Here is a 25,189-nt window from a genome sequence, read left to right on the forward strand (position 1 = left end):
CCCATGCGAATCAAGTACCCGTCCACCCCCCACCTGCCCTGGTCGCCAGGATTGCAGAACGATGACCGCCTGATCCTTGACCTGAACGGCTTCCTGGGCCGCGAGGTCGTCGTGACCGAGAAACTCGACGGCGAGAACACCAGCCTGTACAGAGATGACCTGCACGCCCGCAGTCTCGATACGCGCCCGCACCCGTCGCGGACGTGGGTGAAGGCCGAACGCGGCCGCTTCGGGCATGAGATCCCGGCGGGCTGGCGGTTGTGCGGCGAGAACGTGTACGCCGTGCACAGCCTGCGCTACGACGCGCTGGACGGGTACTTCTACCTGTTCAGCGTGTGGGACGAACACAACGTGTCCCGCCCGTGGGACGAGGTGCGGGCCTGGGCAGACCGGCTGGGCGTGCCCACCCCGCGCGAACTGTACCGGGGCGTGTGGAACGAGGCGGCCCTGCGTGCCCTTCCGGTCGACTCCCAGCGCATGGAGGGCTACGTGGTGCGCGTGACGGGCGAGATACCGTACGCGGAGTTTCCGTGCCGCGTGGCGAAATTCGTGCGTGCCGGGCACGTGCAGACCGACGCCCACTGGCTCAGCAGGCCCGTGAAGGCGAACGGGTTACGACAGGGGAATGAGGACGATGCGGGCCGCTGACCTGCCCGCCCGCCTGGGTGCGGGAGAGCGGCTGCCGTTCCCGGTGATTCACGCGGCGCTGCGTCCGTTCGTGCCGCTGCTGGACCGGCTGGGCGACACGCCGCAGGACGCGCAGTGGCACGCCGAGGGGAACGTGGCGGTCCACTCGGCGCTGGTGGTGGCGCACGCCCACGCGCTGGCCGACGAGGCTGGCCTGACCGGCGAGGACCGCGCCGCCCTGATCCTGGCGGCCGCGCTGCACGATACCGGCAAGGCCCTGACCACCCGCGCGGAGACCGACGACTCGGGCGCGGTGCGCCTGCGGTCGCCCCGGCATGCGCGGCGGGGGCGGGATCACCTGTCGTACCGCCTGCTGGACTCGGGCCTGCCGCCCCGCCTGATCCTGACGGTGCTGCGGCTGGTGGCCGCCCATCACAGCCTGCACCGCGCGCTGGACGGCAACCTGGAGCGGGGCGTGCCAGCCCTGGCGCGGCGCGTGCCGCTGCCCCTGCTGGTGCTGCTGGCACGGGCGGACGCGCGGGGCCGCGTGGTCCTGAGCGGCGACGCGCGACGGGGCGAGGACACCGCCGACCTGCTGGAACTCGCCGCCCGCGAACTGGGCGTGTGGGAGACCGGCGATCCGTACGCTGCGTTCCGCGCGGAGGTGCGTGCCCTGCTGCCCGGCGCGTCCCCGGAGTTGCACGCCCTGGCGCTGGGCCGGGGACTGCGGGACTGGGAGGCGGGCGTGATCCACACCCCGCATGAGGCGGCGGCGCGCGTGCAGGACGCCGCCCGGCGGGGCTTTGCGCGCCTGACGGTCCTGTGCGGCCCGAGCGGCAGTGGCAAGAGCACGCTGGGCCGCGCCGACTCCGGCGCGCAGGTGGTCAGCCTGGATGCCCTGCGCGCCCGCCTGGGCCGCGACCACACGGACCAGACGGTGAACGGGCAGGTCATGCAGGCCGCCCGCGAGGCCATCCGGGCAGGCCTGCGTCGCGGCGCGCACGTCGTGTGGGACGCCACCAGCCTGCGCCGGGATCAGCGTTCGCAGGTACTGGCCCTGGGCGAGGCGTACGGCGCACTGACCCGCATTCACGTGGCCTGGACGCCTCCGGCGGTGTTCACGGCCCGCAATGCCGCCCGCCCGGAACCGGTGCCGCCGGCCGTGCTGGCCGCGCAACTGAACGCCCTGGAATTCCCGGACGCGACCGAGGCCCACAAGGTCACACTGTTCACCCCGGACGGTGAATCATGCACCCTGTAAAAATCGCCGCTGTCAAGATGGACCCCGTGACCTTCCCGCCGCAGCTGCCTGCCGCCGTTCAGGCGCATCCCTTCCCGCTGGTGTTCGCGACGGTCAGTGGGGCGCACCTGTACGGGTTTCCCAGTCCCGACAGCGACTGGGACCTGCGGGGCGGGCACGTGCTGCCGCTGCGGGAGGTGCTGGGTCTGGAGGACGTGCCGGAGACGTACTCGCTGGAGCGCGACGACGGGGTGGTGGAGCTCGATCTGGTGTCGCATGACGTCCGGAAGTTCGCGCGGCTGCTGCTGACCCGTAACGGGTACGTGCTGGAGCAGCTGCTGTCGCCGCTGGTGGTGCACACGACGCCCCTGCACGCGGAACTGATCGCGCTGGCCCCCGGCGTGCTGACGCGCTGGCACGCGCACCACTACCTGGGGTTCACGGCGAACCAGTGGCAGCTGCTGGCCAGGGAACCCGTGCCGCGCGTGAAGCCGCTGCTGTACGCCTTCCGCACGGTCCTGACCGGGTTGCACCTGATGCGCGCGGGCGTGATCGAGGCGAACCTGGAGGTGCTGAACGCCGACGCGCGGCTGCCGTTCCTGGCCGACCTGATCGCCCTGAAACGCGGTGGGCGCGAGGCCGAGCCCCTCCCGGAACCGCTGGACGTGTACCGCGCCGGGCACGCGCGGCTGGTGCAGGCACTGGAGACCGCAAAATCCACGACTCACCTGCCGGACGCCGTGCCGGAGGACGTGCGCCGCGCCGTGAGTGAACTGGTGGTGCGGGCGCGGCTGGGCAGCCCTGTCTGACCTTCCGGCACGGCGTGTGCGAGGATACGGGGCGTGTCCGCCGAGCCCGCCCTGACCGAACTGACGGTTCCCGCCCTGTCCCTGGTTGTCCTGATCGGCGCGCACGGCGCGGGCAAAAGTACCCTCGCCGCGCGGCACTTCGCGCCGGAGGAGGTGTTCGCGCAGGCGGACTACCCGGACGTGCCGTCATTGCTCTCGGCGGCGGGGGAGAGGCTGGCGGCGGGACGGCTGGCGGTGCTGGACGGCCTGTTCGTGCGCCCGGTGGACCGCGTGCCCGTCACGGCGCTGGCCCGGGCGCACGACGTGAAGCCCGTGCCGGTGGTGCTGGACCTGCCGCGCGCCGTGCTGGAGGCCCGCACCGCCGCCCCGGCGGACGTGGTGGCGGCGCAGGTGGCCGAGTTGCGCCGCACCCGCCGGGGCCTGCACGCCGAGGGCTTCCGGAACGAGCAGGTGCTGTTCAGTGACGAGCAGGCGCGCACGTTGCCGCTGCGGCGCACGCTCTTGCGCGGGGACCGCCGCGACCTGACCGGCCCCTTCGACGTGATCGGTGACGTGCACGGCTGTCTGCCGGAACTGCGGGACCTGCTGCGTGACCTGGGCTACGACCTGAGTGGCGGCGGCGCGTGGCACCCGCAGGGGCGCACGGCGGTGTTCGTGGGGGATCTCGTGGACCGCGGGCCGGACAGCCTGGGCGTCCTGAGGCTCGTCATGGGCATGGTCGCGGGCGGCGCGGCGCTGTGCGTGCCCGGCAACCACGACGAGAAACTCTGCCGTGCGCTGGCCGGGAAGGCCGTGAGGCCCATGCACGGCCTGGACGTCACCCTGGCGCAACTGGAACAGGCGGGCCCGGACGTGCAGGCACAGGTGCGGACCTTCATCGAGACGCTGCCCTCGCAACTGGTGCTGGACGGCGGCGCTTTGATCGTCGCGCACGCCGGGCTGCCCGCCCACTACCACGGGCGTGGCGGCGGTCGCGTGCGCAGTTTCGCGCTGTACGGCGACGTGAACGGCCAGCGGGACGAACTGGGCCTCCCGATCCGCCGCGACTGGGCCGCCGATTACCACGGCGCGGCCCTGGTCGTGTACGGCCACACCCCGCACGCCGCGCCCCGCTGGAAGGGCAACACCGTGAACGTGGACACCGGCTGCGCGTTCGGCGGTCACCTGAGCGCCCTGCGCTACCCGGAACGCACCACCCTCAGCGTGCCCGCCCGCGCCGTGTACGCCCCCCCACCCCGCCCCCTGCCCGTGCCGGAAGGGGAGAGTGGGGGGTGGGAAGTGGGTAGCGGGTAGCCCTTGACGGGGCCAGAGGCACCGCGCACACGCTGTTGCCCATCCGCCATCCGCCATCCGCCATCCGCTGCCTTACCACCAGCCGCGCCGTTTGAAGTACGCGGCGAGCAGGCCGCCGATCAGCAGGAAGCTCGCCCAGGCGAGCGCGTACCCGTAGGGGCTTTTCAGTTCCGGCATGAATTCGAAGTTCATGCCCCACACGCCCGCCAGGAAGGTCAGGGGGAGGAACACCACGCTCACGGCGGTCAGGGTGCGCATGACCTCGTTCATGCGCTGGCTCTGCAGGTTCAGGTGCAGGTCCAGCAGGCTGGTGAGCAGGTCCCGCAGGCTGTCGAGGCGGCCGGCGGCGCGGGTGAAGGAGTCCTGCACGTCGCGGTAGCGCACCAGGTCGGCGGGACTGCCGCCGGCGTGGCGGCCCAGCAGGGCGGTCGCCTCGCGGGCGTCCGTGGCGAGCCGCCGGGCCTGCCCGATGCGGTGCTTGAGTTCGAACACGTCCGGGACCGGGTTCTGCCGCCGGCTCTGGAACACGCGTTCCTCGAGGTCGTCCGCCTGTTCTTCCAGCGCGTCGGCGGTGGTGAAGAAGGTGTCGGCGGTGTGGTCGAGCAGTTCGTACGTGACCTCCTGTGGGGTGTTCACGCTGTCCCGGCCGGTGAGGGGCCACACGGCGTTCAGGGCGCGCGTGCCGCCGCTGCTGATGGTCAGCACGGCGTCCGGGAACGTGAAGATGCTCAGGCGTTCCGTGAACTCGTCGGCCTGTTCGGGCCGCGCGAAGGACCGCACGGTGACGAAGGAATGCTCGGGGTACACCTCGGCGCGGCTCCAGTGGCCCTGTTCCAGGGCGTCCTCGATGGCCAGGGGGTTCAGGGGGAAGGTGGCGCGCAGGGAGGCGAGGTCGTCCGGGCCGAGGTTCTGCGCGTCCACCCACACGCCGCTGCCCTGCCCGGTCCAGGGCTGGTCCTCCCCGCTGCCCAGCTGTTTGACACGGATCATGCTGCCCAGCATGGCAGACCCGGCGTGCCGGGAACGACGCGCCCCGCTGCTCTATGCTGCTTGGATGGGGCTGCGTGCATGAGGGCTGCGGGCATGGGTGCGTGGGTGTGGGTGATGGCCGGTGGAGCGCTGGGCGCGGCCGCGCGGTACGGCGCCGGGCTGGCGCTGGGGCCGCTGCTGAACCGGGGCGGACTGCCCGTGACGGTGCTGCTGATCAACGTGCTCGGCTCGTTCCTGCTGGGCCTGACCCTGACCCTGGTGGGGCGGGGCGTCTGGCCGGACGCGGCGCGACTGGCGTTCGGGACCGGAGTGCTGGGTGCCTTCACGACCTTCAGCACCTTCAGCGTGGACCTCGACACCCTGCTGGGACGCGGGCAGGGTGCGGCGGCGCTGGCCTACGCGCTGCTCAGCGTGACGCTGGGCCTGCTGGCCGCCGTCGCGGGGCGCGTGCTGGGGGGTCGCCTGTGATAAGGACTCCGTCCGTTTCGTTAACAACCCGGAAGTTCACCGGATTGCCGGCTCCACGTCCGGAACCCGTGTTGCTCCCACTCTGCGGAGCAGCTCTCCGAGTCGCATCCGCTCGGATGGAACGGTTTTTGCAAACCATTCCATCGGAGTCCGTATGACGCGCCGCAAGAAGACCGAAGCGGTCCGGCCGCCCGAGCAGTTCCTGGAACTGTCGGAGTTGCTGGCATACGTGGGGCAGGTCATCGCGCGCGGCGTGCCCGGCGCGGTGTGGGTGCGGGCCGAGGTGGCCAGCGTCACGGACCGCCGCCACCTGTACCTGGACCTCGTGCAGGCCGGCGAGGACGGCGAGATCGCCAAGTGCCGCGCGACCGTCTGGGCGCGGGAACGCTTCAGTCTGGAAGGCAAGTTCCGCCGCGCGACCGGCGGGACCCTCACGGCGGGCCTGAAGGTGCTGCTGTTCTGCGAGGCGACCTTCCACGGGCAGTACGGGTTCTCGCTGAACGTGCTGGACATCGCGCCGGAATTCACGCTGGGCGACGCCGCGCTGCGCCTGGACGCCCTGCGCGAGACGCTGGTGCGCGAGGGCGTGTACGGCCTGAACCGCCTGCACCCCGCGCCCACCGACTTCGACCGCTTCGCCGTGATCGCCCCGGCCGGCGCGGCGGGCCTGGGGGACTTCCGGCGCGAGATCGACCCGCTCCAGGCCGCCGGGGTGCTGCGCCCCGTCTACCTGGAGGCGACCTTCCAGGGCCGCGACGCCGCGCCCAGCCTGCTGCGCGCCGTGCAGGTGGCCGCCGACCTGCACGCGCAGGAGCCGCTGGACGCCCTGGTCGTCCTCCGGGGTGGCGGGGCGGTCACGGACCTCGCGTGGCTGAACGACCTGCCGTTCGCCCGCGCCCTGGCGACCTTTCCCGCGCCGGTCATCACGGGCCTCGGGCACGCGCGGGACGACACCCTGCCCGACGAGGTCGCGCACACTCGCACCGACACGCCCAGCAAGGCCGCCGCCCTGATCGTCCGCACCGCCGCGGGGGCCGCCGCGCAGGCGCAGGAGGACGCCCGCACCGTCCGCGCACACGCCGCGCAGGTTCTCGTGGACGCCGATGCGGGCGCGCAGTGGGCCCTGGACCGCGCCCGCACCGCCGCCGGCCGGCAGGTGGACCGCGCCGCGCAGGACGTGGACGCCCTGATGCGTCAGGCGCTGGGCCTCACCCCGCAGCGCACCCTGGCACGCGGGTACGCCCTCGTGCGCGGCGCGGACGGGCAGCCCGTCACCCGCGTCGCGCAGGTCCGCGCCGGGGACACCCTCACGCTCGAATGGACGGACGGCACCGTCCCGGTCACGGCAGACGACCGCCCGGCGCAGGGGGAATGACCACCCTGGCCCAGGTGTGGTCGCCCGTTCAGTCCTCCGCGCCCACGGCCACTGGCCGCGTCGGGTCGCTGATCCAGTCGCTCCAGGATCCGGCGTACAGGCGGTTGTCCGGGCCGAGTGGCACGCCGGCCAGTTCGCGGGCCAGCAGGTTCGGTGTGGCACTCACGCCGCTGCCGCAGTACGTGATGGTGGGGGAGTTCCCGGCGTTCAGGTGGACGCCCAGCACCTCTGGGCTGCGCCAGTGGCCCGCGCCGTCCAGCACGCCGCTCCAGTCGCGGTTCACGGCGCCCGGGATGTGCCCGGCCTTCCGGTCGATGGGTTCCACCTCGCCCCTGTAGCGGGCCGGGGCGCGCGAGTCGATCAGGACCGTGCCCGGCGTGCGGGCCTGCACGTCCTGCGCGCCAGCGACCATGCCGGGCTGCACGCGCGGCGTGAAGGTCGTGGGCGCGTGGGTCGCCTCGGCGGTATCCGCCGCGCCGCCTGCCGCCTGCCATGCGGGCCAGCCGCCGTCCAGCACGAACACCTGCGCGTGCCCCAGCCAGCGCAGCAGCCACCACGCCCGCGCCGCGTAGAACCCCTGCCCGGTACTGGGGTCGTCGTAGCACACGACCACGCTGTCGTTCCCGACGCCCACGCCGCCCAGCCACCCGGCCAGCACGTCCGGGTCCGGCAGCGGGTGACGGCCGCCCGCGCCGCCGGGCTGCACGGGACCGCTCAGGTCCGTTTCCAGGTCGGCGTAGACGGCGCCCGGCACGTGCCCCGCCAGGAACGCGACGCGGCCCACCAGCGGGTCGCTCAGGGCGTACCGGCAGTCCAGGACGCGCACGCGCGGGTCCTGCGCGTGCTCCAGCAGCCACTCGGCGGTCTTCAGCGGGTGCGGTGGGTGGGAGGTCATGCCCCACAGGCTACACCCGCCGCGCGGGGCTCAAAACAAAAAACCCGCCCCATGGGCGGTTATTCCTGAAAGATAGCGCGGAATGCAGGGCCTGTCAAATTCATGCGGCCCGCCGGAAAAAGGCCGTCTGGAACGCCTCCCGAACGGTCAGGCGATGTGCGCCGCCATGCATCTCCCGGGCGAATCGTGACGGGCCGTCTGGGCGCGGGGCCGCCGGTCTGTATACTGGAAAGTCTGTGGTCCGTGCCGCCCAGTGGGGGCGGCGGACAATCGGCGGAACCCCCCAGGCGCCCGGGGCGGAACCGACACCGTGCAAGGAGCGTCCACATGCATAAAGTCGCCATCGTAGGCCGACCCAACGTCGGCAAATCCAGCCTGTTCAACCGCCTCATCGGCCGCCGTGAGGCCGTCGTGGCCGACCTTCCCGGCGTCACCCGCGACGCCAAGGAAGGCCTGATGCTGCACCAGAACCACCGCATCACCCTGATCGACACCGGCGGCCTCTGGAGCGGCGACGAGTGGGAAGACGCCATCCGCCAGAAAGCCGAGTGGGCCATGGAAGGCGCGCAGGCCGTCATCTTCGTCCTCGACCCCCGCGAGGGCCTCAGTGCCGCCGACTACGAGGTCACCGACTGGCTGCGCCGCCTCGGCAAACCCGTCATCATCGCCGCGAACAAGATCGACAGCCCCAAGCACGAGGTCTACATGGCCGAACTGTGGGGCCTGGGCTTCGGGGAACCCGTCGCCATCAGCGCCGAACACGCCCGCGGGCTCGACGACCTGCTCGACCGCGTCATGGAGCACCTGCCCGAGGACACCGAGGACGTCCCGGAAATCGCGCCCATCCGCATCTCCCTGATCGGCCGCCCGAACGTCGGCAAGAGCAGCCTGCTGAACGCCATCACCCAGACCGACCGCGCCATCGTCGCCGATATGCCCGGCACCACCCGCGACTCCCTGGACGTCGAGTGGGACTACGGCGGTCAGCGCTTCGTGCTCGTCGACACCGCCGGCATCCGCAAGAAACCCGACACGGCCGTCGAGGACTACGCCATCCAGCGTTCGCAGGCCGCCATCGGCCGCAGCGACCTGATCTGGCTGGTCGTGAACGCCGGCGACCTCGGCGACCACGAACTGAAACTCGCGAACCTCGCGTACGACAGCGGCAAACCCGTGATCGTCATCGTGAACAAGTGGGACCTCGTGCCCGACTCGGACCTCAAGGCCACCGAGAAGGAACTCAACCAGAAGCTCCACCACATCAGCTACGCGCCCCGCGTGTACACCAGCGCCATCAACGAGTACGGCATTCACGAGATGCTGGCCGAGGCCATGAAGCTCCACGAGAAATGGCAGAGCCGCATTCCCACCAGCGAACTGAACCGCTGGCTGGGCGTCTGGCAGATGCGCCAGAGCGTCCCGAACTTCCACGGCAAGAAACTCAAGATGTACTTCATGACCCAGGTGGAAACCGCGCCCCCGACGTTCGCGATCTTCTGCAACCGCGCCGACTTCGTCACCCGCGCCTACGAGGGCTTCCTGCAGAACCGCATCCGCGAGGACCTGCAACTCGCCGGGATTCCCGTGCGCCTCAAGTGGAACGAGAAAGGCCCGTACAAACGCGGCAAGAACGCCGAGAACGACGATTGACCCGAGCGAGGCGAGAGGAAGAAAAACGGGTTCCGGGTTGTCAGCGAAACAGACGGAATCCGCATGAGTTTCATCACCTGCTCCCGCTCCGGCGGGAGTTGTTCATGACCCGTCAGCCGTTCACGGCGCGGCCCCCTGTCACGCCGCTGCCGCCGGTCACGGCGCCTGTCCCGTGAAGTACTTTCGGGCCAGGGCCACGGCGTCCAGGCCGACCTGATGCCCGATGCGCCGCCCGGCGAGGTCGTCGGGTTCGATGTGAATCCCGCCCCAGATGCAGGACTGCCCGGCCTGATCGGCGGCGTCGAAGTACGTGGCCCACTGCAGGCGCACGGGCACGGTGTTGCTGGTCCGGTCGATCAGCAGCGCGCCGGGCTGGACGGTGACCTCGTGCAGGCCGCCGGGGAAGAAGGCGCTGCCGGTCAGGTCGGTCAGGACCTCGGCGGCCGCGCGGCTGAACGTGGAGTGACCGGACACGAAGCCGGGGAAGGCCGGGCTGACGAAACTGGCCGCCTGGTACGGCACCCAGCGCAGCGGATCGATCCACTGGACGCCGGCGGCGGCACTCCAGCCGCGCACCATGGCCTTCCCGCCGCGTTCCTCCAGGACGTTCACCTCGTCCTGAATGCCGCGCATGCCCTGCGTGGCGACGAAGCGGACGAGAGAGATGGGGCGGGCGGTGTCGGTCTGGCGTTTGACGTCCCACGCGGCGATGGCGGCGTCGTGCAGCGCGCCGTTCAGGGCGAGGTACATCTTCAGGTCCCATTCCAGGCGGCCCAGTTCGGGGCCGCGTCCGCCCAGGCGGCGCTGGAAGGTGGGGGCGTCGGCGGCGGCGTTCGCCAGGACGTTCCAGTGGCCGGGGGGCGTCTCGGCGCGCGGGCCGTCCGCCCAGTACTCCGCGATGACCCGGCCGTAATCGGCGAGCCGCACCACGTTCGGCGGGTAGGGGAGGCCGGTGGCGGGGTTCAGGGGGTGTCCGGCGCCGTCGTTGCGGCCCGGCGTGTTGTTGCCCAGCGCGGCCGGGGAGATGTCGGTCGTGGTGTCCACGCGGTCGTCCAGTTGACTCTGGCGGCGCAGCAGGTCCGGAATCCAGCGGGCGCGCATCTGCGGGTCGTTCAGGCTGGGGGCGGGGCCGGGGTCGTGGTAATGGCGGCCCCGGCGGGTCATGGCGAAGGGTTTCACGGCGCCCCAGTGGGCGCCCATGTAGGGTTGCGGGCCGCTCTGCGGAATGCCGTTCTGCGTGAACGGCTGGGCCAGCAGCAGGCGCTGCCAGCGGTCCGGGTCGTTCAGGGTGACGCCGGGCTGTTCGGGGCGCAGGGGTTCGTTGCCGAAGCGGTAGCCGCTGGTGTCGGCGTACCCGCCGCGTTCGTTGGAGCCGTCGTCGCGGTTCAGGTCCAGGATCGCCTGCCCGGTGCGGTTGCCGGTCGCGCTGGCCCGGTCGCCCTGCGTGCCGGTGTCGGCGGGGTCCAGGCCCAGGTGCCGCAGGCGGTCGTCGAAGCACGCGCCGAGCGCCGGGACGGTCGCGGTGAAGCGGGCGCTCAGGACCCGGTGCGCGGCGCGGTTCACGGCCTCCTCGACCTGGGCGGGCGTGCCGCCGCGCTGCTCGTTCACGAACACGCCCTGCGCGACCGGGTCGAAGGCGGCCCAGGTGTCGTACATGGCGGCCGACAGGTGGAACAGGGTGCGGGCGTGCACCGTGGGTTGCGGCAGGACGTTGCGGATGGCGTTCAGGGCCAGTTCGTTCCACACGCGCGCCGCCGAGTGGCCCGGCGCCTCGATGGCCGCCCACGCCTGCGTGCTCAGGGGGCAGCTGACGGGCTGGGTGGGTGGGGGCGGTCGGGGGCAGCTGGTCAGCCCGGCGCACAGCGCGGCGCCGAGCAGCAGCAGGCGGCGCCGGGCAGGCGTGCAGATTAAGGAGGCCTTCATCTGGTGTCAGTGTAGGCGGATTCCCGGTCAGTTGCGGCGCGGATCACGCTGCGGGCGCCCCGCGTGGAGCGCTCGTACGGATTCCGTTTGTTTCGCCAACAATCCGGAACTTCACCGGGTCGTCAACTCCACGTCCGGAACCCGTTTCTCTCCTACTCTGCGGAGCAGCTCTCCGAGTCGCATCCGCTCGGATTGAATGGCTTTATAAGCCCTTCAATCGGAGTCCGTATCAGGGCCGGTAGGTCTTGATCAGCCCGCCGAAGCCGCTGAGGGTCCGCGCGCGGTAGAACACCAGGCTGACCGGCAGGTTGCTGCCGCTGCTGGGCACGAAGTCGATGTTCAGCCGGTCGCTCTGCGGGCGCCACAGCAGGACCGGCTCGTCGGGTTTCAGGGCGTTGCCGGTGCGGGGCAGCTTGATGGTCTGGGTGATCGGGCCGTCCTGGATGTTCATGGCGCCGCGGTAGAGGCCGCCGCGCGGGCTGAGGGCGACGGCGGTGCCGGCCGCACCGTTGACCTCCAGGTCGTACAGCACGCCGTAGTTGCCGCTCAGGCGGACGCCCTGGCCGGTCAGGACGTCCGTGCCGGTCAGGGCCGGATCCACCCGCCCGTCCCCGATCACGATGCGGGCCGGCAGGGCGCCCAGGTTCACGCGCAGGGACCGCACCGCTCCGGGGAAGGTGCCGCGCACGTGCTTGCCGTCCGGGCGCAGGTACGGCAGCTGCTGCATGACCTGCGCGGTGGGTGGCAGGGCGTCCTCGAGCATCAGGAAGGTCAGTTCCACCCGCCCCGAAGTGATCAGGTCCTGCATGACGTTCACGCCGCTCCCGGCGCCCAGGGTGGGGCTGGCGTACACGGCGGCCGTCTGGCCGGGCAGCAGGTTCAGGACCGTGCCGCCCCCCGACGCGAAGTACTCCAGCAGCGTCACCTGCCCCAGGATGCCCTCGATGCGGGTGGGGGCCGTCTCGCCCAGGCGTTCGCTGCGCACCTCGACGGGCCGGCTCTCGAGGTTGCGGGCCATGACGTACAGCCGCGCGGGGCGGCCCAGGCCGTTCAGGTGGTAGGCCAGCAGGCGCGCGCGGCCCGCGAGGCTGTCCTGGTACAGCACGCCGCTCTGTGCGGGCACCTCGGGGCTGTCACTGAACAGCAGCGGGTAGCTGGGCGACTCGGTGGTGGTGGGCGTGGCGGACGGGTAGGACAGGATCTGCGGGTCCGGGAAGGAATCGCCGGGCTGGCCGTACTTCAGCGCGTACGTGAGGGGAGTGTCGACGGGCGTGCCCTCCACGCGGATGGAACGCGTGAACGGCTGGCTCTGCAGCCCGCGGGCGTTCGTGACGGTCAGGCTGATGGTGTACGTGCCGGGCTGGAAGTACGCGTCCTGCCGGCCGGTCCAGCGGCGGGCGGTGATGTCCGCGCCGTCCGGGTCGAAGGGGTACTCGGTGTACACGACCCGTTCGCCCGGCGCGTACACGGTCTTGTCGGTGCTGAAGCGCGCCTGCGGGATCAGCGGGTTGCCGCCGTCACGCAGCGCCGTGAGGGTGAAGGTGCGCCCGTCGTCGCTGCTCAGGTTGGCGTTCAGGGCGTCGGCCAGGGTGCGGGCGCTCACGTACAGCACCCCGCCGAGCGTGGTGACCGTCCCGGCAGGCTGCGTCTGACCGTTCAGGGCGGCGCTGTTCTGGCGGGTGTCGACGCTCAACCGCGCGAGTTGCACCTGCCCGGCCGTGCCCAGCAGCGGCTGTCCCAGCAGCGCCGCCGTCTCGCGCAGCGGCAGCAGCGTGCGGCCGCCCACGACCCTGGGGGCCGCCAGCAGCGCGGCCGGCTCGCCGTTCACGAAGGTGGCGGTCTGGTCCACCGTGAAGGTCAGCTGCACCGACCCGAGCGTGGGCTGCGCGGCCAGCACGGTTCCCGACGCGGCCGCCGCGAGGGCGACCGTGAGAACGCCGCCCTGCGTGGGCGGCGCCAGCAGGGCCAGCAGCGTCAGCAGCCGCGTTCGTCCGGGGCGACGCGGGCGGCCCGGAGCGGGCGGCGCGGAAGGGCAGGAGGGGGAACGCAGAAACCGCATCCGCCGAGTATGCCGCCTGGGCCTGACCGGTGTCTGTACCGCGCGGCCCGCGGGACGCTGCCTGACCGTACCGTTAAGGAGACAGGGGGCGCGGTCGGCGGCCGTCCGGGCTGGGGGGGAGAGGGGGGGGCGGCCCCCCGGCGGGCGCGGGGAACTGGGGGGCGCGCTTTCAGTTCTGCTGCGGCGCAGCGGCATACACTGAACCATGACCGGGGTCAACGCTGGAGTGGACGCAGGGCAGGGAGCGGAGGGCCGCCCGTGAAACGGCTGTCCTGGCTGTGGGGGCTGCTGATCAGCGCGGTGCTGCTGCTGATCGTGCTGGGGCTGGCCATGCCGCGCGCCGGCAACAGCGAGATGAACCTGACGGACTTCACGGCGGCCCTGCAGCGCCGGCAGGTCAGCAGCGTGACCATCACGTACCAGAACGGCACCGCGCAGCTCAGCGGCATGCTGCAGGGGGGCCGCAGCTACCGCACGCGCACGCTCGCGGCCGACCCGGCACTGAACCTCGCGTCGCTGCAGGCGGCGGGCGTGACGGTGTCGTATGCGGCCCCGTCGCGGCTGAGCGTGCTGGGCGCCCTGAGTCTGCTGCTGACCGCCGCGCTCGTCGTGGGACTCGTGATCCTGTTGCTGCGCGGCCGTCAGGGGGGTGGGACGGACGCGGCAGGCACGTTCGGGAAGTCGAAAGCCGCCGTCATCAGCGAGGGCCAGATCAAACTCAACTTCACCGACGTCGCCGGCTGCGACGAGGCCAAACAGGACCTCCAGGAAGTCGTCGATTTCCTCCGCCACCCCGAGAAGTACCACCAGCTCGGCGCCCGCATCCCCCACGGCGTGCTCCTCGTCGGCCCCCCAGGCAGCGGCAAGACCCTCCTGGCAAAAGCCGTCGCCGGTGAGGCCCGCGTCCCCTACTTCAGCATCAGCGGCTCCGACTTCGTCGAGATGTTCGTCGGTGTCGGCGCCGCCCGCGTCCGCGACCTCTTCGAACAGGCCCGCAAGGCCGCCCCCTGCATCGTCTTCATCGACGAGATCGACGCCGTCGGCCGCAAACGCGGCGTGAACATGCAGGGCGGCAACGACGAACGCGAACAGACCCTCAATCAGCTGCTCGTCGAGATGGACGGCTTCTCCAGCGGGCAGGAGGTGATCATCCTGGCCGCCACGAACCGCCCGGACGTGCTGGACGCCGCGCTGCTGCGCCCGGGGCGGTTTGACCGGCAGGTGGTGGTGGACGCGCCGGACGTGCGGGGCCGCGAGCAGATCCTGCGGATTCACGCGCGGAAGAAACCGCTGGATGCCAGCGTGGACCTGGGGGTGGTGGCGCGGCGCACGGCGGGCATGGTGGGCGCGGACCTGGAGAACCTGCTGAACGAGGCGGCGCTGCAGGCGGCGCGGTCGGGGCGGACGCGGATCGTGGGACGGGACGTGGACGAGGCGCGGGACCGGGTGCTGATGGGGCCGGAGCGGCGGTCGCTGGTGGTGCGGGAGGCGGACCGGAAGGTCACGGCGTACCACGAGGTCGGGCACGCCCTCGCCGCCCAGCTCCTGCCCCACGCGGACAAGGCGCACAAGCTGACGGTCGTGCCGCGCGGGCGCAGCCTGGGCAGCGCGCTGTACACCCCCGAGGACCGCATGCATCACACCCGCGCGGCGCTGCTGGACCGCATCTGCGTGGCGCTGGCCGGGCACGCCGCCGAGCAGGTCGCGACCGGGCAGGTCACGACCGGGGCCGCCAGCGACTTCCAGCAGGCGACCGGCATCGCGCGGCGCATGGTGACCGAGTGGGGCATGAGCGAGGTCGGGCAGCTGGCCCTGGAGCAGGACAGCGGCTCGTATCTCGGGTACGGCCCGCGGCAGGGCGCGTACAGTGACCGCACGGCCCAGGCCATCGACGGGGAAGTCAGCCGCATCCTGAACGGCGAGTTTCAGCGGGCACTGGCCCTGCTGGGCGAGCACGCCCACGTCCTGCACCGGCTGACGGACGAACTGGTCCTGCGGGAGAGCCTCAGCGGCGAGGACGTGCAGACCGTGCTGGGCGGCGGCACCCTCGCGCCCCTGGCCCCCGACACCCGCACGGTCGAGCCCGCCACGCCCACCGGGAAGCTCACGCCGGGACCCGCGTAGGCGGATGGCAGAAAGCAGATGGCAGATGGCGAATTCCTGCCTCTGCCATCTGCCTTGAGCCATCTGCTGGCTGCTGGCTGCCCGTGGGTCAGTTCTGTCCGGGTACGGCGCACTGGCCGTCCTCGCAGCCGTCGGCGGGGGTGTCCGCGCCGATCATCTGAAGGGGGGCGGGGTGGGTCTCCTGCCAGACCTGCGTGAGGGCGGCCAGCAGCGTCTGGGGGTCCTGCGCGCCGTTGACGCCGTACTTGCCGCCCAGCACGAAGAACGGCACGCCGCTGATGCCCAGCGCCTGCGCCTGCGCCTCGTCCTGGCGGACGGCCTGCGCGTGGCGGCCGTCGAGCAGGGCGGCGCGCACTTCGGTGCCGTCCAGGCCGACCTCGCCGGCCAGGCGGACCAGGGTGTCGGGATCGCTGACGAGTGCGCCCTCGCTCATGTAGGCGCGCAGCAGACGTTCCTTCATGGCGTCCTGGCGGCCGTGCGCGGCGGCGTGGTGGATCAGCTGGTGGGCCAGGAAGGTGTTGCCCAGGCGGGCGCGTTCGAAGTGGTACTCGAGGCCCTCGTCGGCGGCGACGCGGGTCATGTGGTCCATCATGCCCTGCGCCTCGTCGGCGCTGCGGCCGTACTTGCGGGCCAGGGCGTCACGCATGTTCAGGGGGTGCTCGGCGGGCGTGCCGGGGTCGAGTTCGAAGGAGTGCCAGACGACCTCGACCTGATCACGCTGCGGGAACTGGGTCAGGGCGCTTTCCAGGCGGCGTTTGCCGACGTAGCACCAGGGGCAGGCGACGTCGGACCAGATGTCCACGCGGAGCTTGTCGGGGCTGGAGGGGGTGAAGGCGGTCATGCCCCCATTCTCCCATGCTTTACAAAACAAAGCGGCATCTGGCGCACAATGCCCCCCGCGCGCGTGCCACCCGCCCCCGCCCCGATCATGAACCCACGCCGGGCGCGCCCTCAGCGGGCGTCAGCCACGGCGTGCTACCACTACCCTATGCCCCGTCCTCACCCACGCCCCACGCTGCTGCCCACCGCGCTGCTGCTCAGCGCACTGGCCGGCGCCCAGGCCGCCCCGCCCGACCTGGGTCAGGCCGCCACCCGCGCCGCTGCCGCCGTGAACGGCGTGCTGCGCAACTGCCCCGCCAGTTTCAGCCGCGTCGGCACGCCCGCCAAGCAGTGCGTCGGCGCGCCCGGCACCACCGAACAGGTCCGGCTGCAACTGGGCGCGGCGCTCGGCAGCGACCTGTACGGCGTGTGGCGCAGCCGCGACGAGCAGCGCAGCGTCTACAACTGGCTGCGCACCCCCGGCGGCTTCGTGTACCTGCGCCTGCAACCCGACCCGGACGGCCGCGCCCGCACGCTGGTGTACCTGGACACGCCCCCGGACCCGCTGCCCACCGCCCCCACCCCGGCCGTGACCCTGACGCCCGTCCAGCCCCCCGCCCCTCAGGCCCCCACTCCCCAGCCAGCCGCCACCCAGCCGGCTCCCCCCCCGGACGCGGCGACCCGCACCCCTCAGGCCCCCACGGCCGCGCCGCTGCCGTTCCGGCGGCCCCTGTCCCTGCAGACGCCACGCCTGAACGGCCCGGACGTGCTGGCCGTACAGAACCGCCTGATTCACCTGATGCGCCCGGTGCGTACGGGACACGGGGACGGCTGGTTCGGGCCGGTCACGGCCGCCACCGTGCGCGCCTTTCAGGCCGGCAACCGGCTGCCCGTGACCGGCCGGGTGGACCGCGCCACCTGGGAGCGGCTGTTCGCGGCGGACGCCGCGACCTTCACGCCGCCGCCCGCCCCGTGAACCGGCCTCTCCGGGACCGCCGGCCGGACGCGCGGCCCCGCGCGAGCGGCGCGATGCCCCCACTACATGAGACGCGCGGTCAGCGGCCACCCCGCCGGACGACCCGCCGGAAGGTGGTGGAAGGCGCGCCTGGACGGCCACCAGCCGGTTTTTCGTTCGGATGAGGGCTGCACGTCAATTCTCACGCCCCCCAGGTACAGTACAGGTCAACATGAAGCTGCCCGTCATCATCCTTTCATCTGCTCTGCTGCTGGCAGGCGCGGGTTCAGGACTGGCCCAGACCGCAGCCACCACCGACCCCTTCCAGCGCGGCGCGCCGGCCGCCAGCACCCCCAGCGTCAGCGTCACGGGCGCCAGCGCCGTTCCGGGCGCCCCCATCACCCTGACCGGCGTGCAGAACGCCACCTTCGGCTCCCCGCGCGCCAGCAGTCAGGGCAGCGCCACCCGCGTCGTGTTCGATCTCGCGCCCGGCGTCACCTACACCCTGACCCCCACCTTCACGGGCCTGCGCGTGGACGTGCAGGGCGCGCGGGTGCAGCCGGCCGTGACCGCCCGTCTGGGCAGCAGCGTCACCGAATACCGCGCCGGGGCCGGGCAGGCCACCCTGATCACGCCCTTCCCGCTCTCCCTGAACGACGGCTGGAAGGCCCAGGAAGCCACCCTCGCCACCGGCAGCCGGGTGCTGATCATCGACATCGGGGCCGGCGTCACGGGCGGCGCCCCGGGCAGCCGGGTGCTGGCCAGCGCCCCGGTCAGCGCGGCCGCGCGGGCCGTCCTGAACGCCCCCACCCAGACCGCCGCCCCCGCCTCGCTGCCGCCCGGCGACACCGTCACGCGCAGCGGGCAGGTCCTGCCGCCCGCCCCGGCCCTGCCCGGCGACGACACCGCCCGCCCCAGCGACCTGAGCGGCCGGGTGCCCGGCACGCCCAGGGGCGACCTGCTGGCCCCGCCCCGGCTGGGCAAGAGTCCCGGCCAGACCCGCGTGGTCCTGGACCTGCCGCCCGGCGCGACGTACCGCATCAGCCCCGGCCCCAGCGGCCTGAGCATCGACCTGACCGGCCTGACCGTCACCGCGCAGGGCGAGCGTGACCTGAGCCCCGAACTGCGCGAGTGGCGTTCCGAGGGCCGCGCGGGCGGCGGGACCGTCACGCTGCTGACCGCCGCGCCCACCACCGCCCGCAGCGGCTGGCGTGCCCAGCTGCTCCCGCCTTCCAGCGGCGACCTGTCCCGCCTGGCCATCGACCTGTCGCCGGCCATGGCCGACCTGACGCCCCTGTCGCCCGCGGAGCGGGCCGTGGCGGCCGTTCCGCCCGTGCTGGCCACGCGCGGAACCGCCCTCCTGGCCCTGAGTGCCAGTTACGTGAAACCGCGCGTCGTCATCGACGCCGGGCACGGCGGCCGCGACCCCGGCGCGGTCGGTTCGGTCATCGAGAAGGAGGTCACGCTGGACGTCGCGCTGCGCGTCCGCGACCTGCTCACCCCCGCCGGCGTGGACGTCGTCCTGACCCGTGACAGCGACCGCGAACTCAACAGCAACAAGAACGCGGACCTGCAGCTGCGCGCCGCCATGGGCACCCCCGGCACGCAACTGTTCGTCAGCATTCACGTGAACGCCATGGACGCCCGCAACGCCCTGAAAGGCTACGGGGTGGAAACCTGGTGGAACCCCAACCACCCGCGCAGCAGCGCCCTGGCCGCCCTGCTGCAGGGCAGCATGGTCAGCCAGACCGGCGCGTTCAACCAGGGCCTGAAGAACAGCCAGTCGCTGAGCGTCCTGCGTAACAGCCGCGTCCCGGCCGCCCTGGTCGAGATCGGCTTCGCCAGCCACCCGGTCGACGGGCAGAACCTGAAGGACAGCAACTACCTCGACCGGGTGGCGCTGGGCATCGCCCAGGGCATCCGCGAGGCCCTGATCACGGGCGTGACCGCCGACGGGAACCGCGCCGGCCCGCCGGTCGCGGCGGCCCGCACCGCCGCCCGCCCCTGATACGGACGCCGGTTGAAAGGGGTGCAGAACCCTTCAACCCGAGCGGAGGCGAGTGGGAGCAAAGCGGGTTCCGGTCGTGCAGGTGGCAACCCGGTGAAGTTCCGGGGTGTCAACGCCACGACCGGCAGTCCGTGTGACCCGGCGCGCCGGGAGGTCCCGCGCGGGGCACAATGGACACCATGACCGATCCTGTCCCGGCCCCCGCCTTCCGTGAGCGTGTCCTGGCCCTGGTGGCCCGTATTCCAGAGGGGCGCGTCATGACCTACGGGCAGCTGGCGCTGCTGGCCGGCACGCCCGGCGCGGCGCGGCAGGCGGGGTTCGTGATGAACTCGCTGGTGGGCAGCGCGACCGACGGAACCAGCCTGCCCTGGCACCGCGTGATCAACGCGCAGGGCCGCGTCAGCACCCACAAGGTGGGCTTCGGTGACATGCAAGAAGCCCTGCTGCGCGCCGAGGGGGTGCCGCTGGATTCCTCGGGCCGCTGCGACCTGGCCGCGCGGCAGTGGTGGCCGCAGGAGCAGCGGGACGCGCCGCCCGAACCGCTGCTGTGACCGGCGCCCGGCATGAAGAAATTCCCCCGGCACCCCACCCACATGTCCCGGCGGGCCAGTCGTATGCTCGGCACATGAACAGACGAACGCAGCGTGAAGCGGGTGACGTGCTCTCCTGGGCGCTGGGCGTCACGGCCGGCCTGGTGCTGGGCGTGACCCTGCTGATCGCCACCCCCCGCCTGATGACCCCGCCCGCTGCCGCCGGAACAGGCCAGGAGGCGCAGGCCCCCATGAGCGGCGCCGACGCGAAGGGCAACGCGACCCCCTCCACCGGAACGCAGCCCACCAAATCCCCGTCCACCAAACCGGCCGCGGCCACCCCCGGCCCCACGCCCGCCGCTGAATCCACGGCCCCCACCGGCGCCGGGAACGCCGCGGCCGGCGAGAAGGTCTTTGCCGGGAACTGCGCCGGCTGTCACGGCGCGAACGGTGGCGGCGGTATCGGCCCGGCCCTGAACACCCCTGACGGACCGAAAGCCTGGACGGACCCGCAGTTCCTGACCGCCCTGCGCCAGGGCAGGACGCCGGAACGTGAACTGGGCGCCGTGATGCCCCGCTTCAGCGCCGCGCAGATCAGCGACGAGGATGTGGCGAACATCCACGCGTACATCAAGACCCTGAACTGACCCGCGGGAAGTCAAGCGTATCTGCAGGCCGCGTGGCGGCAACGCTGCGTTACGCTGCGGGCCTCGTGACCCAGCCCTCCCTGCCCGCCCGTGACCTGTGGCGCACCCTGCGCCTGACCCTGCCGGACCTGTGGCGCGCCCAGCCGCCCGTCACGGCGGGCCTGTTCCTGAGCGGCGCGGCGCAGGGCGCGCTGCCCGCCGTGACCATCCTGATCGGGAAGTGGACGGTGGACGGCGTGAGCGGCCTGCTGGCCGGGCAGAGCGTGAACCTCCCGGCGCTGGCAGTCGCGTGGGTGGGCGCGGCGCTGCTGTCACAGGTCACGGCGACCGTCACGCAGGTCATGCAGGGCGTCGCCGCCGATCACTACACCCTGCACGTGAACCAGCGCCTGATGCGCCGCATGACCGAATTGCAGGGCCTGGACGTGCTGGAAGACCCGCAGTTCCACGACGACATCGAGGTGCTTCAGGGCGGCGCGAGTCACCGCCCGCTGAACCTGCTGTCCACGCTGGTGTACGCACTGCGCGGCGTGGTGGCGGCCGTCAGCGTGGCGGCCACGCTGCTGCTGGTCGGGTGGTGGGTGCCGCTGGTGGTCGTGGCGGGCCTGCTGCCGCTGCTGTCCCGGCAGATGGCGTTCTACCGGCTGGGCTGGAGCCTGTTCATCCAGAACACCCCCGAGGCGCGCGAAGTGAACTACCTGTCCCGCGTGGCCCTGCGCCACGAGTACGCCAAGGAGGTCCGCCTGTACGGCCTCGCCCCGCACCTGCAACGCGAGGCGTTGACCCGCACCCGCGCGTACCAGGACACCCTGCGCGCCCAGCGCACCCGCGGCCTGCTGGCCCTGCTGCCCTTCGAGGCGCTGTCGCTGCTCGTCACCGGGGGCCTGTTCGCGTTCGTGGTCGCGCAGGCACAGGCCGGGCGGGTCGGGGCGGGCAGCGTGGCGCTGGTGATCACGGCGCTGGCCGCCCTGCGCCAGGAACTGAGCCGCCTGACCGAACTGAGCAGCAACGGCACGCAGCACCTGAACTGGTTCGCCAAACTGCACGCCTTCCTGAACGCGCCCGGCGGCGTGCAGAGCCCCGCGCAGCCGCGCTCGCTGCCCGCCGACAGCGCCATCACCCTGGAGAACGTCAGCTTCGCGTACCGCGACCAGCCGCCCACACTGCGGGACGTGACCCTGACCATCCCCGCCGGGCAGACCGTCGCCATCGTCGGCGAGAACGGTGCGGGCAAGAGCACCCTGATCAAACTGCTCCTGCGCTACTACGACCCCACCGCCGGTCGCATCCTGATCGGCACGGGCGCGGCGCAGACCGACCTGCGCGACCTCGACCTGAACGACTGGCGCGCGGGCGTCGCCGCCGTCTTCCAGGATTTCGCCCGCTTCGAATGGACGCTGCGCGAGAACATCCTCCTCGGGCAGCCGCAGGACGACGCCCGCCTGAATGCCGCCGTGCAGGGCAGCGGCCTGAACACCGTCCTGACGGGCACCCACACGCTCGACACCCGCCTGGGGCAGGCGTTCGGCGGCGCGGACCTCTCCGGCGGTCAGTGGCAGAAACTCGCCACCGCCCGCGCCCTGTACCGAGGCGCCCGCGTGCTGATCCTCGACGAACCCACCGCCGCCCTCGACCCCCGCAGCGAGGCCGAGGTGTTCGACACCTTCGCCGCCCTGGCACGCGGCCGCACCACCCTGCTCGTCACGCACCGCCTCGGCAGCGTCCTGATGGCCGACCGGGTCCTCGTCATGAAAGCCGGACAGATCATCGAGGACGGCACCCACGCCGCCCTCCTCGCGCGCGGCGGCGAGTACGCCGACCTGTGGGCCCTCCAGGCCCGCCAGTACGAGGAACAGGCAGAAGAGGACCAGACAGAACCCGTCCTGGCCTGACGGTCAGGGCAGTGATACACCCATCAGGGGTAATGCATATGAGGCAAGTTCACAAATCACCGCGAATAGGGGTTGACACAGACCTCGGTTGGTCTTCCGCACAGCACACCGCTTTGTCCCCAATCGCACTCGATCATTCTGGTGCGTGGTAACATTGGCAGTGCGAATCGCGACCGTAGATCAGCTCCTGGACGCTCTTGACACCCTTTTCGCGGATGGTTCCGATTGGACGCGACGAGAGCAAGTCGATCCCTGGATTCGTATTTTCAGCCAGGAGCATCACCCGCTGAATACCGATCTTCCTGATGCCAATCTGGTGTCTTGGTTTAGGCAGGGTCTACTCCCTCCCGGCGAGGCTCGAATGGCACTGGACCTCGGGTGTGGCCTTGGCCGTAATACCCGCTGGTTCGCTCGCCAGGGGTATCAAGCCACTGGCATCGATCTGTCGGCCTACGCCATCGACCAAGCGAAGACGCGTGCCAACGAAGGGGGTGTCACCTTCTTGGAGGGCGATGTCCTGCGTGAGCGCATTTCTGGCGGCCCGTTCGATGTGGTCTATGATTCAGGCTGCTTCCATCATCTTCCACCGCACCGTCGAATCTCCTACCTTCGTACCCTCGAGACTGTCCTAAAACCTGGTGGTCTCTTCGGCATCTGCACCTTCGCGTGGGGGCAGATGGGCAGCGAAGATGATGACCTCACGCTTCTGCGCCAAGGCCACCTTGAAGGTGGCATCGCGTACACCATGGACGATCTGCGTCAGGTCTTTTCTACGCTGGAGTTTATAGAGGGTGGCGCCTTGCAGGTGAAGGAAGAACAGACCGGAGAGGTGTTCCAGATGCCCTTCCTGCACGCAGCGCTGTTTCGGCGGGGTCAAGCCGAGGAATAGGAGGGCTGAGCTGTGCAGCCGCAGGGTTCGTGGCGCGATCAGCCTTTGAGGTCGCTGAATTTCAGGTTATGCGCCAGGACGTTCAGAGCCACTTTCAGTCGCAGGCTGAGTAGTGTCTTGACCTGCCCCCATCGGAGTCCTGCTCCAACGAGGACGGAGAACGCCGACTCAATGCATTTTCTGGCCGCGCCGTACTCTGGCTTCCAGCGAGGATCGACCTGTCTTGCGTTGGTTTTTGGCGGCGTCAGGCAGCTGCCTGACTGGTAGCCTTTGTCTCCAATCTGTTTTGGCGCTCCGTAAGAGGGCCATTCCCGATTCATCTCCCACAGCACACTGAAATCATGTTCGTTTGCAGGTCGGATCACGTATCGGACGATCCGACCGTGAAGTGCAGACCACGCGTGCAATTTGAATCCATACACGGGTCCAGACGTACTGAAGCCGTACCGTGCCCCTCGAAACTTGCAGCGTGGTGCCCGTTTGAACGTGCAGACTGGGAGTGGCTCAGAATCCACGGCGACGAAGTCTAGGCACTGGACTTCGGTGGCGAGCTGTTCAACGACTGGCGTGAGGCGAGCCAGACGAATCCGAGCCTGTGGCTCAGAAGGGAACTGTGGGAAGTGGTTGATTTTGAGAAAACGCCACCACCGACTGAAGTAGGGCACCTTGTGGAGCTTCTGGAGGATGGCGACCGCGAGCAGGTCTGCATCTGAGATTTTCTCGTGTCGATGGAGGAGCTTGGCTGGAATATGTGGTGCAATCCAGTGGCTGAGGTTCGTAACCGCCTCGCGGAGCGGCAATACAGTCAGATCGGGACGGCCCATACGCACCGTCCCTTTCGCACTTTTCAACGCTGAGGTCAACCCCTATTCGCGGTAAATCACAACCCTCTACGCTGAACTCATGACCACAGAACAGACAGCCGTCGCGCAACAAATGTTCATGTCCCAGAAGAAGGACAAGACGACGTACCTTATCCTTGCACTTCTTCTGGGTGGCCTGGGGATCCATCAATTCTACGTCGGCAATACGACCGCGGGAGTTCTTTACTTACTCTTCTGCTGGACGTTCATTCCCGCGATTCTTGCACTTATTGACGCAATCGCCCACCAGAAGAAAGTCGAGAGCGCCAACATGGAAATTGCACAGCGCCTGTCAGTGACCATGGGCGTTCCGGCTCACGAGATGGTGAAGCTGGCCATGGTCAGTAGCTGACTCCAACCTGACTTCATCAGTGGCGCGGCGCAGAACAGGCCGCGCCACTGAACTATTTGAGCCTGTCCCCCACGTGAATGGCGGCGATGCCGAAGGTCAGCAGGCGGTAGCGGGTGCGGAAGCCCGTGGCGCGCATCAGGCCCGCCAGCCGCTCGGGTTCCGGGAACGCCAGGACGCTCTCGGGCAGGTACGTGTACGCGCCCGCGTTCCCGCTGATCAGCCCGCCGATGCGCGGCAGCACATGCTGGAAGTACACCCGGAACAGGCTGCCCAGCAGGCCCGGCCGTGGCGGCGGGAACTCCAGGATCACGGCCCGCCCGCCCGGCGCCAGCACCCGGTGGAACTCCGCGAGGCCGCGCGCGTAATCCGCGAAGTTCCGGAACCCGAACGCGCAGGTCACCGTGTCGAAACTCCCGTCCGGGTACGGCAGGTTCAGCGCGTCCCCTTCCTCCAGGCGGATGTCGAGGTGCCGCGCGGCGGCCTTCTCGCGGCCGATGGCGAGCATCTGCGGCACGAAGTCACTGCCGATCACCTCGGCCTGCGGGGCGCGGGTCTTGAGTTCCAGCGCGAAATCCGCCGTGCCGGTCGCCACGTCCAGCACCCGCGCCGGATTCAGGGCCAGGGCCTCCTGCGCCGCCGCCCGGCGCCAGCCCCGGTCCACGCCGAGGCTCAGCACGCGGTTCAGAAGGTCGTAACGGGGCGCGATGCTGGCGAACATGGCCTGCACGTCCTTGCCCTTGTCCTGCTTGTCGCCCACCGGCGGCCGGTTCGTCATACCCGC

22 protein-coding genes are annotated in these 25,189 nt (G+C 70.9%); 15 read left to right on the forward strand and 7 right to left on the reverse strand.

Translation table 11 applies throughout. The annotated features are described in order from the left end of the window. Positions 1-3: 3 nt before the first annotated feature. The 4 genes from ABDZ66_RS08305 to ABDZ66_RS08320 are packed head-to-tail and all read left to right on the forward strand — an operon-like array spanning position 4 to position 3,969. Entirely contained in the window at positions 4-648 is a 645-nt protein-coding gene (locus ABDZ66_RS08305; RefSeq protein ID WP_343757679.1) for an RNA ligase family protein, read from the forward strand. Then, the gene (locus ABDZ66_RS08310; RefSeq protein WP_343757681.1) at positions 635-1,888 is read left to right on the forward strand and encodes an AAA family ATPase; all 1,254 of its coding nucleotides are present in this window, start codon (positions 635-637) and stop codon (positions 1,886-1,888) included. Before ABDZ66_RS08305 ends, ABDZ66_RS08310 begins: the two co-directional genes overlap by 14 nt. Continuing rightward, positions 1,876-2,676, forward strand: coding sequence for a nucleotidyltransferase domain-containing protein (locus ABDZ66_RS08315; RefSeq protein ID WP_343757683.1), 801 nt, complete (start codon positions 1,876-1,878; stop codon positions 2,674-2,676). The genes ABDZ66_RS08310 and ABDZ66_RS08315 overlap by 13 nt, the downstream gene beginning before the upstream one ends. Before the next feature lie 33 nt (positions 2,677-2,709). Continuing rightward, positions 2,710-3,969 carry a metallophosphoesterase gene (locus ABDZ66_RS08320; protein WP_343757685.1) on the forward strand — a complete coding sequence of 420 codons (1,260 nt, stop codon included), beginning with the start codon at positions 2,710-2,712 and terminating at the stop codon, positions 3,967-3,969. A 72-nt stretch (positions 3,970-4,041) separates the two neighbouring features. Here ABDZ66_RS08320 and ABDZ66_RS08325 read toward each other — a convergent pair whose 3' ends face one another. After that, positions 4,042-4,959, reverse strand: a complete 918-nt coding sequence (locus ABDZ66_RS08325) for a magnesium transporter CorA family protein (RefSeq protein ID WP_343757687.1) — start codon at positions 4,957-4,959, stop codon at positions 4,042-4,044. Positions 4,960-5,037: 78 nt separating this feature from the next. Between ABDZ66_RS08325 and crcB the strand changes: the two genes are divergently transcribed. Next, on the forward strand, positions 5,038-5,427 hold the full coding sequence (crcB, locus tag ABDZ66_RS08330; protein WP_343757689.1) for a fluoride efflux transporter CrcB: 390 nt from the start codon (positions 5,038-5,040) through the stop codon (positions 5,425-5,427). A gap of 154 nt (positions 5,428-5,581) precedes the next feature. After that, positions 5,582-6,802 (forward strand): exodeoxyribonuclease VII large subunit, encoded by a 1,221-nt coding sequence (xseA, locus tag ABDZ66_RS08335; protein WP_343757691.1) that lies wholly within the window; start codon positions 5,582-5,584, stop codon positions 6,800-6,802. A gap of 28 nt (positions 6,803-6,830) precedes the next feature. On the opposite strand, the gene ABDZ66_RS08340 is transcribed toward xseA, so the two are convergent. Then, positions 6,831-7,697, reverse strand: coding sequence for a sulfurtransferase (locus ABDZ66_RS08340; RefSeq protein ID WP_343757693.1), 867 nt, complete (start codon positions 7,695-7,697; stop codon positions 6,831-6,833). A 327-nt stretch (positions 7,698-8,024) separates the two neighbouring features. On the opposite strand from ABDZ66_RS08340, the gene der reads away from it, so the two are divergent. Further along, the gene (gene der, locus ABDZ66_RS08345; RefSeq protein ID WP_343757695.1) at positions 8,025-9,347 is read left to right on the forward strand and encodes a ribosome biogenesis GTPase Der; all 1,323 of its coding nucleotides are present in this window, start codon (positions 8,025-8,027) and stop codon (positions 9,345-9,347) included. Between the two features lie 156 nt (positions 9,348-9,503). Here the strand turns inward: der and ABDZ66_RS08350 are convergent, their stop codons facing one another. Both ABDZ66_RS08350 and ABDZ66_RS08355 read right to left on the reverse strand, forming a co-directional pair. Further along, positions 9,504-11,270 carry a DUF6851 domain-containing protein gene (locus tag ABDZ66_RS08350; protein ID WP_343757697.1) on the reverse strand — a complete coding sequence of 589 codons (1,767 nt, stop codon included), beginning with the start codon at positions 11,268-11,270 and terminating at the stop codon, positions 9,504-9,506. A gap of 229 nt (positions 11,271-11,499) precedes the next feature. Beyond that, entirely contained in the window at positions 11,500-13,329 is a 1,830-nt protein-coding gene (locus ABDZ66_RS08355; RefSeq protein WP_343757700.1) for a stalk domain-containing protein, read from the reverse strand. Between the two features lie 258 nt (positions 13,330-13,587). Between ABDZ66_RS08355 and ftsH the strand changes: the two genes are divergently transcribed. Next, positions 13,588-15,453 (forward strand): ATP-dependent zinc metalloprotease FtsH, encoded by a 1,866-nt coding sequence (ftsH, locus tag ABDZ66_RS08360; RefSeq protein WP_343757702.1) that lies wholly within the window; start codon positions 13,588-13,590, stop codon positions 15,451-15,453. A gap of 88 nt (positions 15,454-15,541) precedes the next feature. Here the strand turns inward: ftsH and ABDZ66_RS08365 are convergent, their stop codons facing one another. Further along, positions 15,542-16,294: a DsbA family oxidoreductase gene (locus tag ABDZ66_RS08365; protein WP_343757704.1), complete on the reverse strand. Its 753-nt coding sequence runs from the start codon at positions 16,292-16,294 to the stop codon at positions 15,542-15,544. A 147-nt stretch (positions 16,295-16,441) separates the two neighbouring features. Between ABDZ66_RS08365 and ABDZ66_RS08370 the strand changes: the two genes are divergently transcribed. The 6 genes from ABDZ66_RS08370 (at position 16,442) to ABDZ66_RS08395 (ending at position 23,193) form a co-directional block, all read left to right on the forward strand. After that, the gene (locus ABDZ66_RS08370; RefSeq protein WP_343757706.1) at positions 16,442-17,248 is read left to right on the forward strand and encodes a peptidoglycan-binding domain-containing protein; all 807 of its coding nucleotides are present in this window, start codon (positions 16,442-16,444) and stop codon (positions 17,246-17,248) included. 211 nt (positions 17,249-17,459) lie between these two features. Beyond that, entirely contained in the window at positions 17,460-19,235 is a 1,776-nt protein-coding gene (locus tag ABDZ66_RS08375; RefSeq protein WP_343757708.1) for an N-acetylmuramoyl-L-alanine amidase, read from the forward strand. Positions 19,236-19,414: 179 nt separating this feature from the next. Next, on the forward strand, positions 19,415-19,786 hold the full coding sequence (locus ABDZ66_RS08380) for an MGMT family protein (RefSeq protein ID WP_343757710.1): 372 nt from the start codon (positions 19,415-19,417) through the stop codon (positions 19,784-19,786). Between the two features lie 74 nt (positions 19,787-19,860). Next, positions 19,861-20,412 (forward strand): c-type cytochrome, encoded by a 552-nt coding sequence (locus tag ABDZ66_RS08385; protein WP_343757712.1) that lies wholly within the window; start codon positions 19,861-19,863, stop codon positions 20,410-20,412. Between the two features lie 65 nt (positions 20,413-20,477). Then, positions 20,478-22,304: an ABC transporter ATP-binding protein gene (locus tag ABDZ66_RS08390; RefSeq protein ID WP_343757714.1), complete on the forward strand. Its 1,827-nt coding sequence runs from the start codon at positions 20,478-20,480 to the stop codon at positions 22,302-22,304. A 160-nt stretch (positions 22,305-22,464) separates the two neighbouring features. After that, on the forward strand, positions 22,465-23,193 hold the full coding sequence (locus ABDZ66_RS08395; RefSeq protein WP_343757716.1) for a class I SAM-dependent methyltransferase: 729 nt from the start codon (positions 22,465-22,467) through the stop codon (positions 23,191-23,193). A gap of 38 nt (positions 23,194-23,231) precedes the next feature. Here ABDZ66_RS08395 and ABDZ66_RS08400 read toward each other — a convergent pair whose 3' ends face one another. Beyond that, a complete protein-coding gene (locus ABDZ66_RS08400; protein WP_343757718.1) occupies positions 23,232-24,017 on the reverse strand; it encodes an IS982 family transposase in 786 nt (261 codons plus the stop codon). 79 nt (positions 24,018-24,096) lie between these two features. On the opposite strand from ABDZ66_RS08400, the gene ABDZ66_RS08405 reads away from it, so the two are divergent. Further along, positions 24,097-24,408, forward strand: coding sequence for a TM2 domain-containing protein (locus tag ABDZ66_RS08405; protein ID WP_343757720.1), 312 nt, complete (start codon positions 24,097-24,099; stop codon positions 24,406-24,408). Between the two features lie 52 nt (positions 24,409-24,460). Here the strand turns inward: ABDZ66_RS08405 and ubiE are convergent, their stop codons facing one another. Beyond that, the gene (ubiE, locus tag ABDZ66_RS08410; RefSeq protein ID WP_088250258.1) at positions 24,461-25,183 is read right to left on the reverse strand and encodes a bifunctional demethylmenaquinone methyltransferase/2-methoxy-6-polyprenyl-1,4-benzoquinol methylase UbiE; all 723 of its coding nucleotides are present in this window, start codon (positions 25,181-25,183) and stop codon (positions 24,461-24,463) included. Positions 25,184-25,189: the final 6 nt, after the last annotated feature.

It is taken from the genome of Deinococcus depolymerans, assembly GCF_039522025.1.
Lineage (GTDB): Bacteria > Deinococcota > Deinococci > Deinococcales > Deinococcaceae > Deinococcus > Deinococcus depolymerans.

Coding starts and splice junctions, on each gene's coding strand:
- ABDZ66_RS08385 (WP_343757712.1), top strand. CDS start 19,861: ATGAACAGACGAACGCAGCGTGAAGCGGGTGACGTGCTCTCCTGGGCG.
- der (WP_343757695.1), top strand. CDS start 8,025: ATGCATAAAGTCGCCATCGTAGGCCGACCCAACGTCGGCAAATCCAGC.
- ABDZ66_RS08400 (WP_343757718.1), bottom strand. CDS start 24,017: ATGGGCCGTCCCGATCTGACTGTATTGCCGCTCCGCGAGGCGGTTACG.
- ABDZ66_RS08315 (WP_343757683.1), top strand. CDS start 1,876: ATGCACCCTGTAAAAATCGCCGCTGTCAAGATGGACCCCGTGACCTTC.
- ABDZ66_RS08350 (WP_343757697.1), bottom strand. CDS start 11,270: ATGAAGGCCTCCTTAATCTGCACGCCTGCCCGGCGCCGCCTGCTGCTG.
- ABDZ66_RS08305 (WP_343757679.1), top strand. CDS start 4: ATGCGAATCAAGTACCCGTCCACCCCCCACCTGCCCTGGTCGCCAGGA.
- ubiE (WP_088250258.1), bottom strand. CDS start 25,183: ATGACGAACCGGCCGCCGGTGGGCGACAAGCAGGACAAGGGCAAGGAC.
- ABDZ66_RS08365 (WP_343757704.1), bottom strand. CDS start 16,294: ATGACCGCCTTCACCCCCTCCAGCCCCGACAAGCTCCGCGTGGACATC.
- xseA (WP_343757691.1), top strand. CDS start 5,582: ATGACGCGCCGCAAGAAGACCGAAGCGGTCCGGCCGCCCGAGCAGTTC.
- ABDZ66_RS08405 (WP_343757720.1), top strand. CDS start 24,097: ATGACCACAGAACAGACAGCCGTCGCGCAACAAATGTTCATGTCCCAG.
- ABDZ66_RS08370 (WP_343757706.1), top strand. CDS start 16,442: ATGCCCCGTCCTCACCCACGCCCCACGCTGCTGCCCACCGCGCTGCTG.
- ABDZ66_RS08325 (WP_343757687.1), bottom strand. CDS start 4,959: ATGATCCGTGTCAAACAGCTGGGCAGCGGGGAGGACCAGCCCTGGACC.
- ABDZ66_RS08340 (WP_343757693.1), bottom strand. CDS start 7,697: ATGACCTCCCACCCACCGCACCCGCTGAAGACCGCCGAGTGGCTGCTG.
- ABDZ66_RS08375 (WP_343757708.1), top strand. CDS start 17,460: ATGAAGCTGCCCGTCATCATCCTTTCATCTGCTCTGCTGCTGGCAGGC.
- ABDZ66_RS08355 (WP_343757700.1), bottom strand. CDS start 13,329: ATGCGGTTTCTGCGTTCCCCCTCCTGCCCTTCCGCGCCGCCCGCTCCG.
- ABDZ66_RS08310 (WP_343757681.1), top strand. CDS start 635: ATGCGGGCCGCTGACCTGCCCGCCCGCCTGGGTGCGGGAGAGCGGCTG.
- ABDZ66_RS08380 (WP_343757710.1), top strand. CDS start 19,415: ATGACCGATCCTGTCCCGGCCCCCGCCTTCCGTGAGCGTGTCCTGGCC.
- crcB (WP_343757689.1), top strand. CDS start 5,038: ATGAGGGCTGCGGGCATGGGTGCGTGGGTGTGGGTGATGGCCGGTGGA.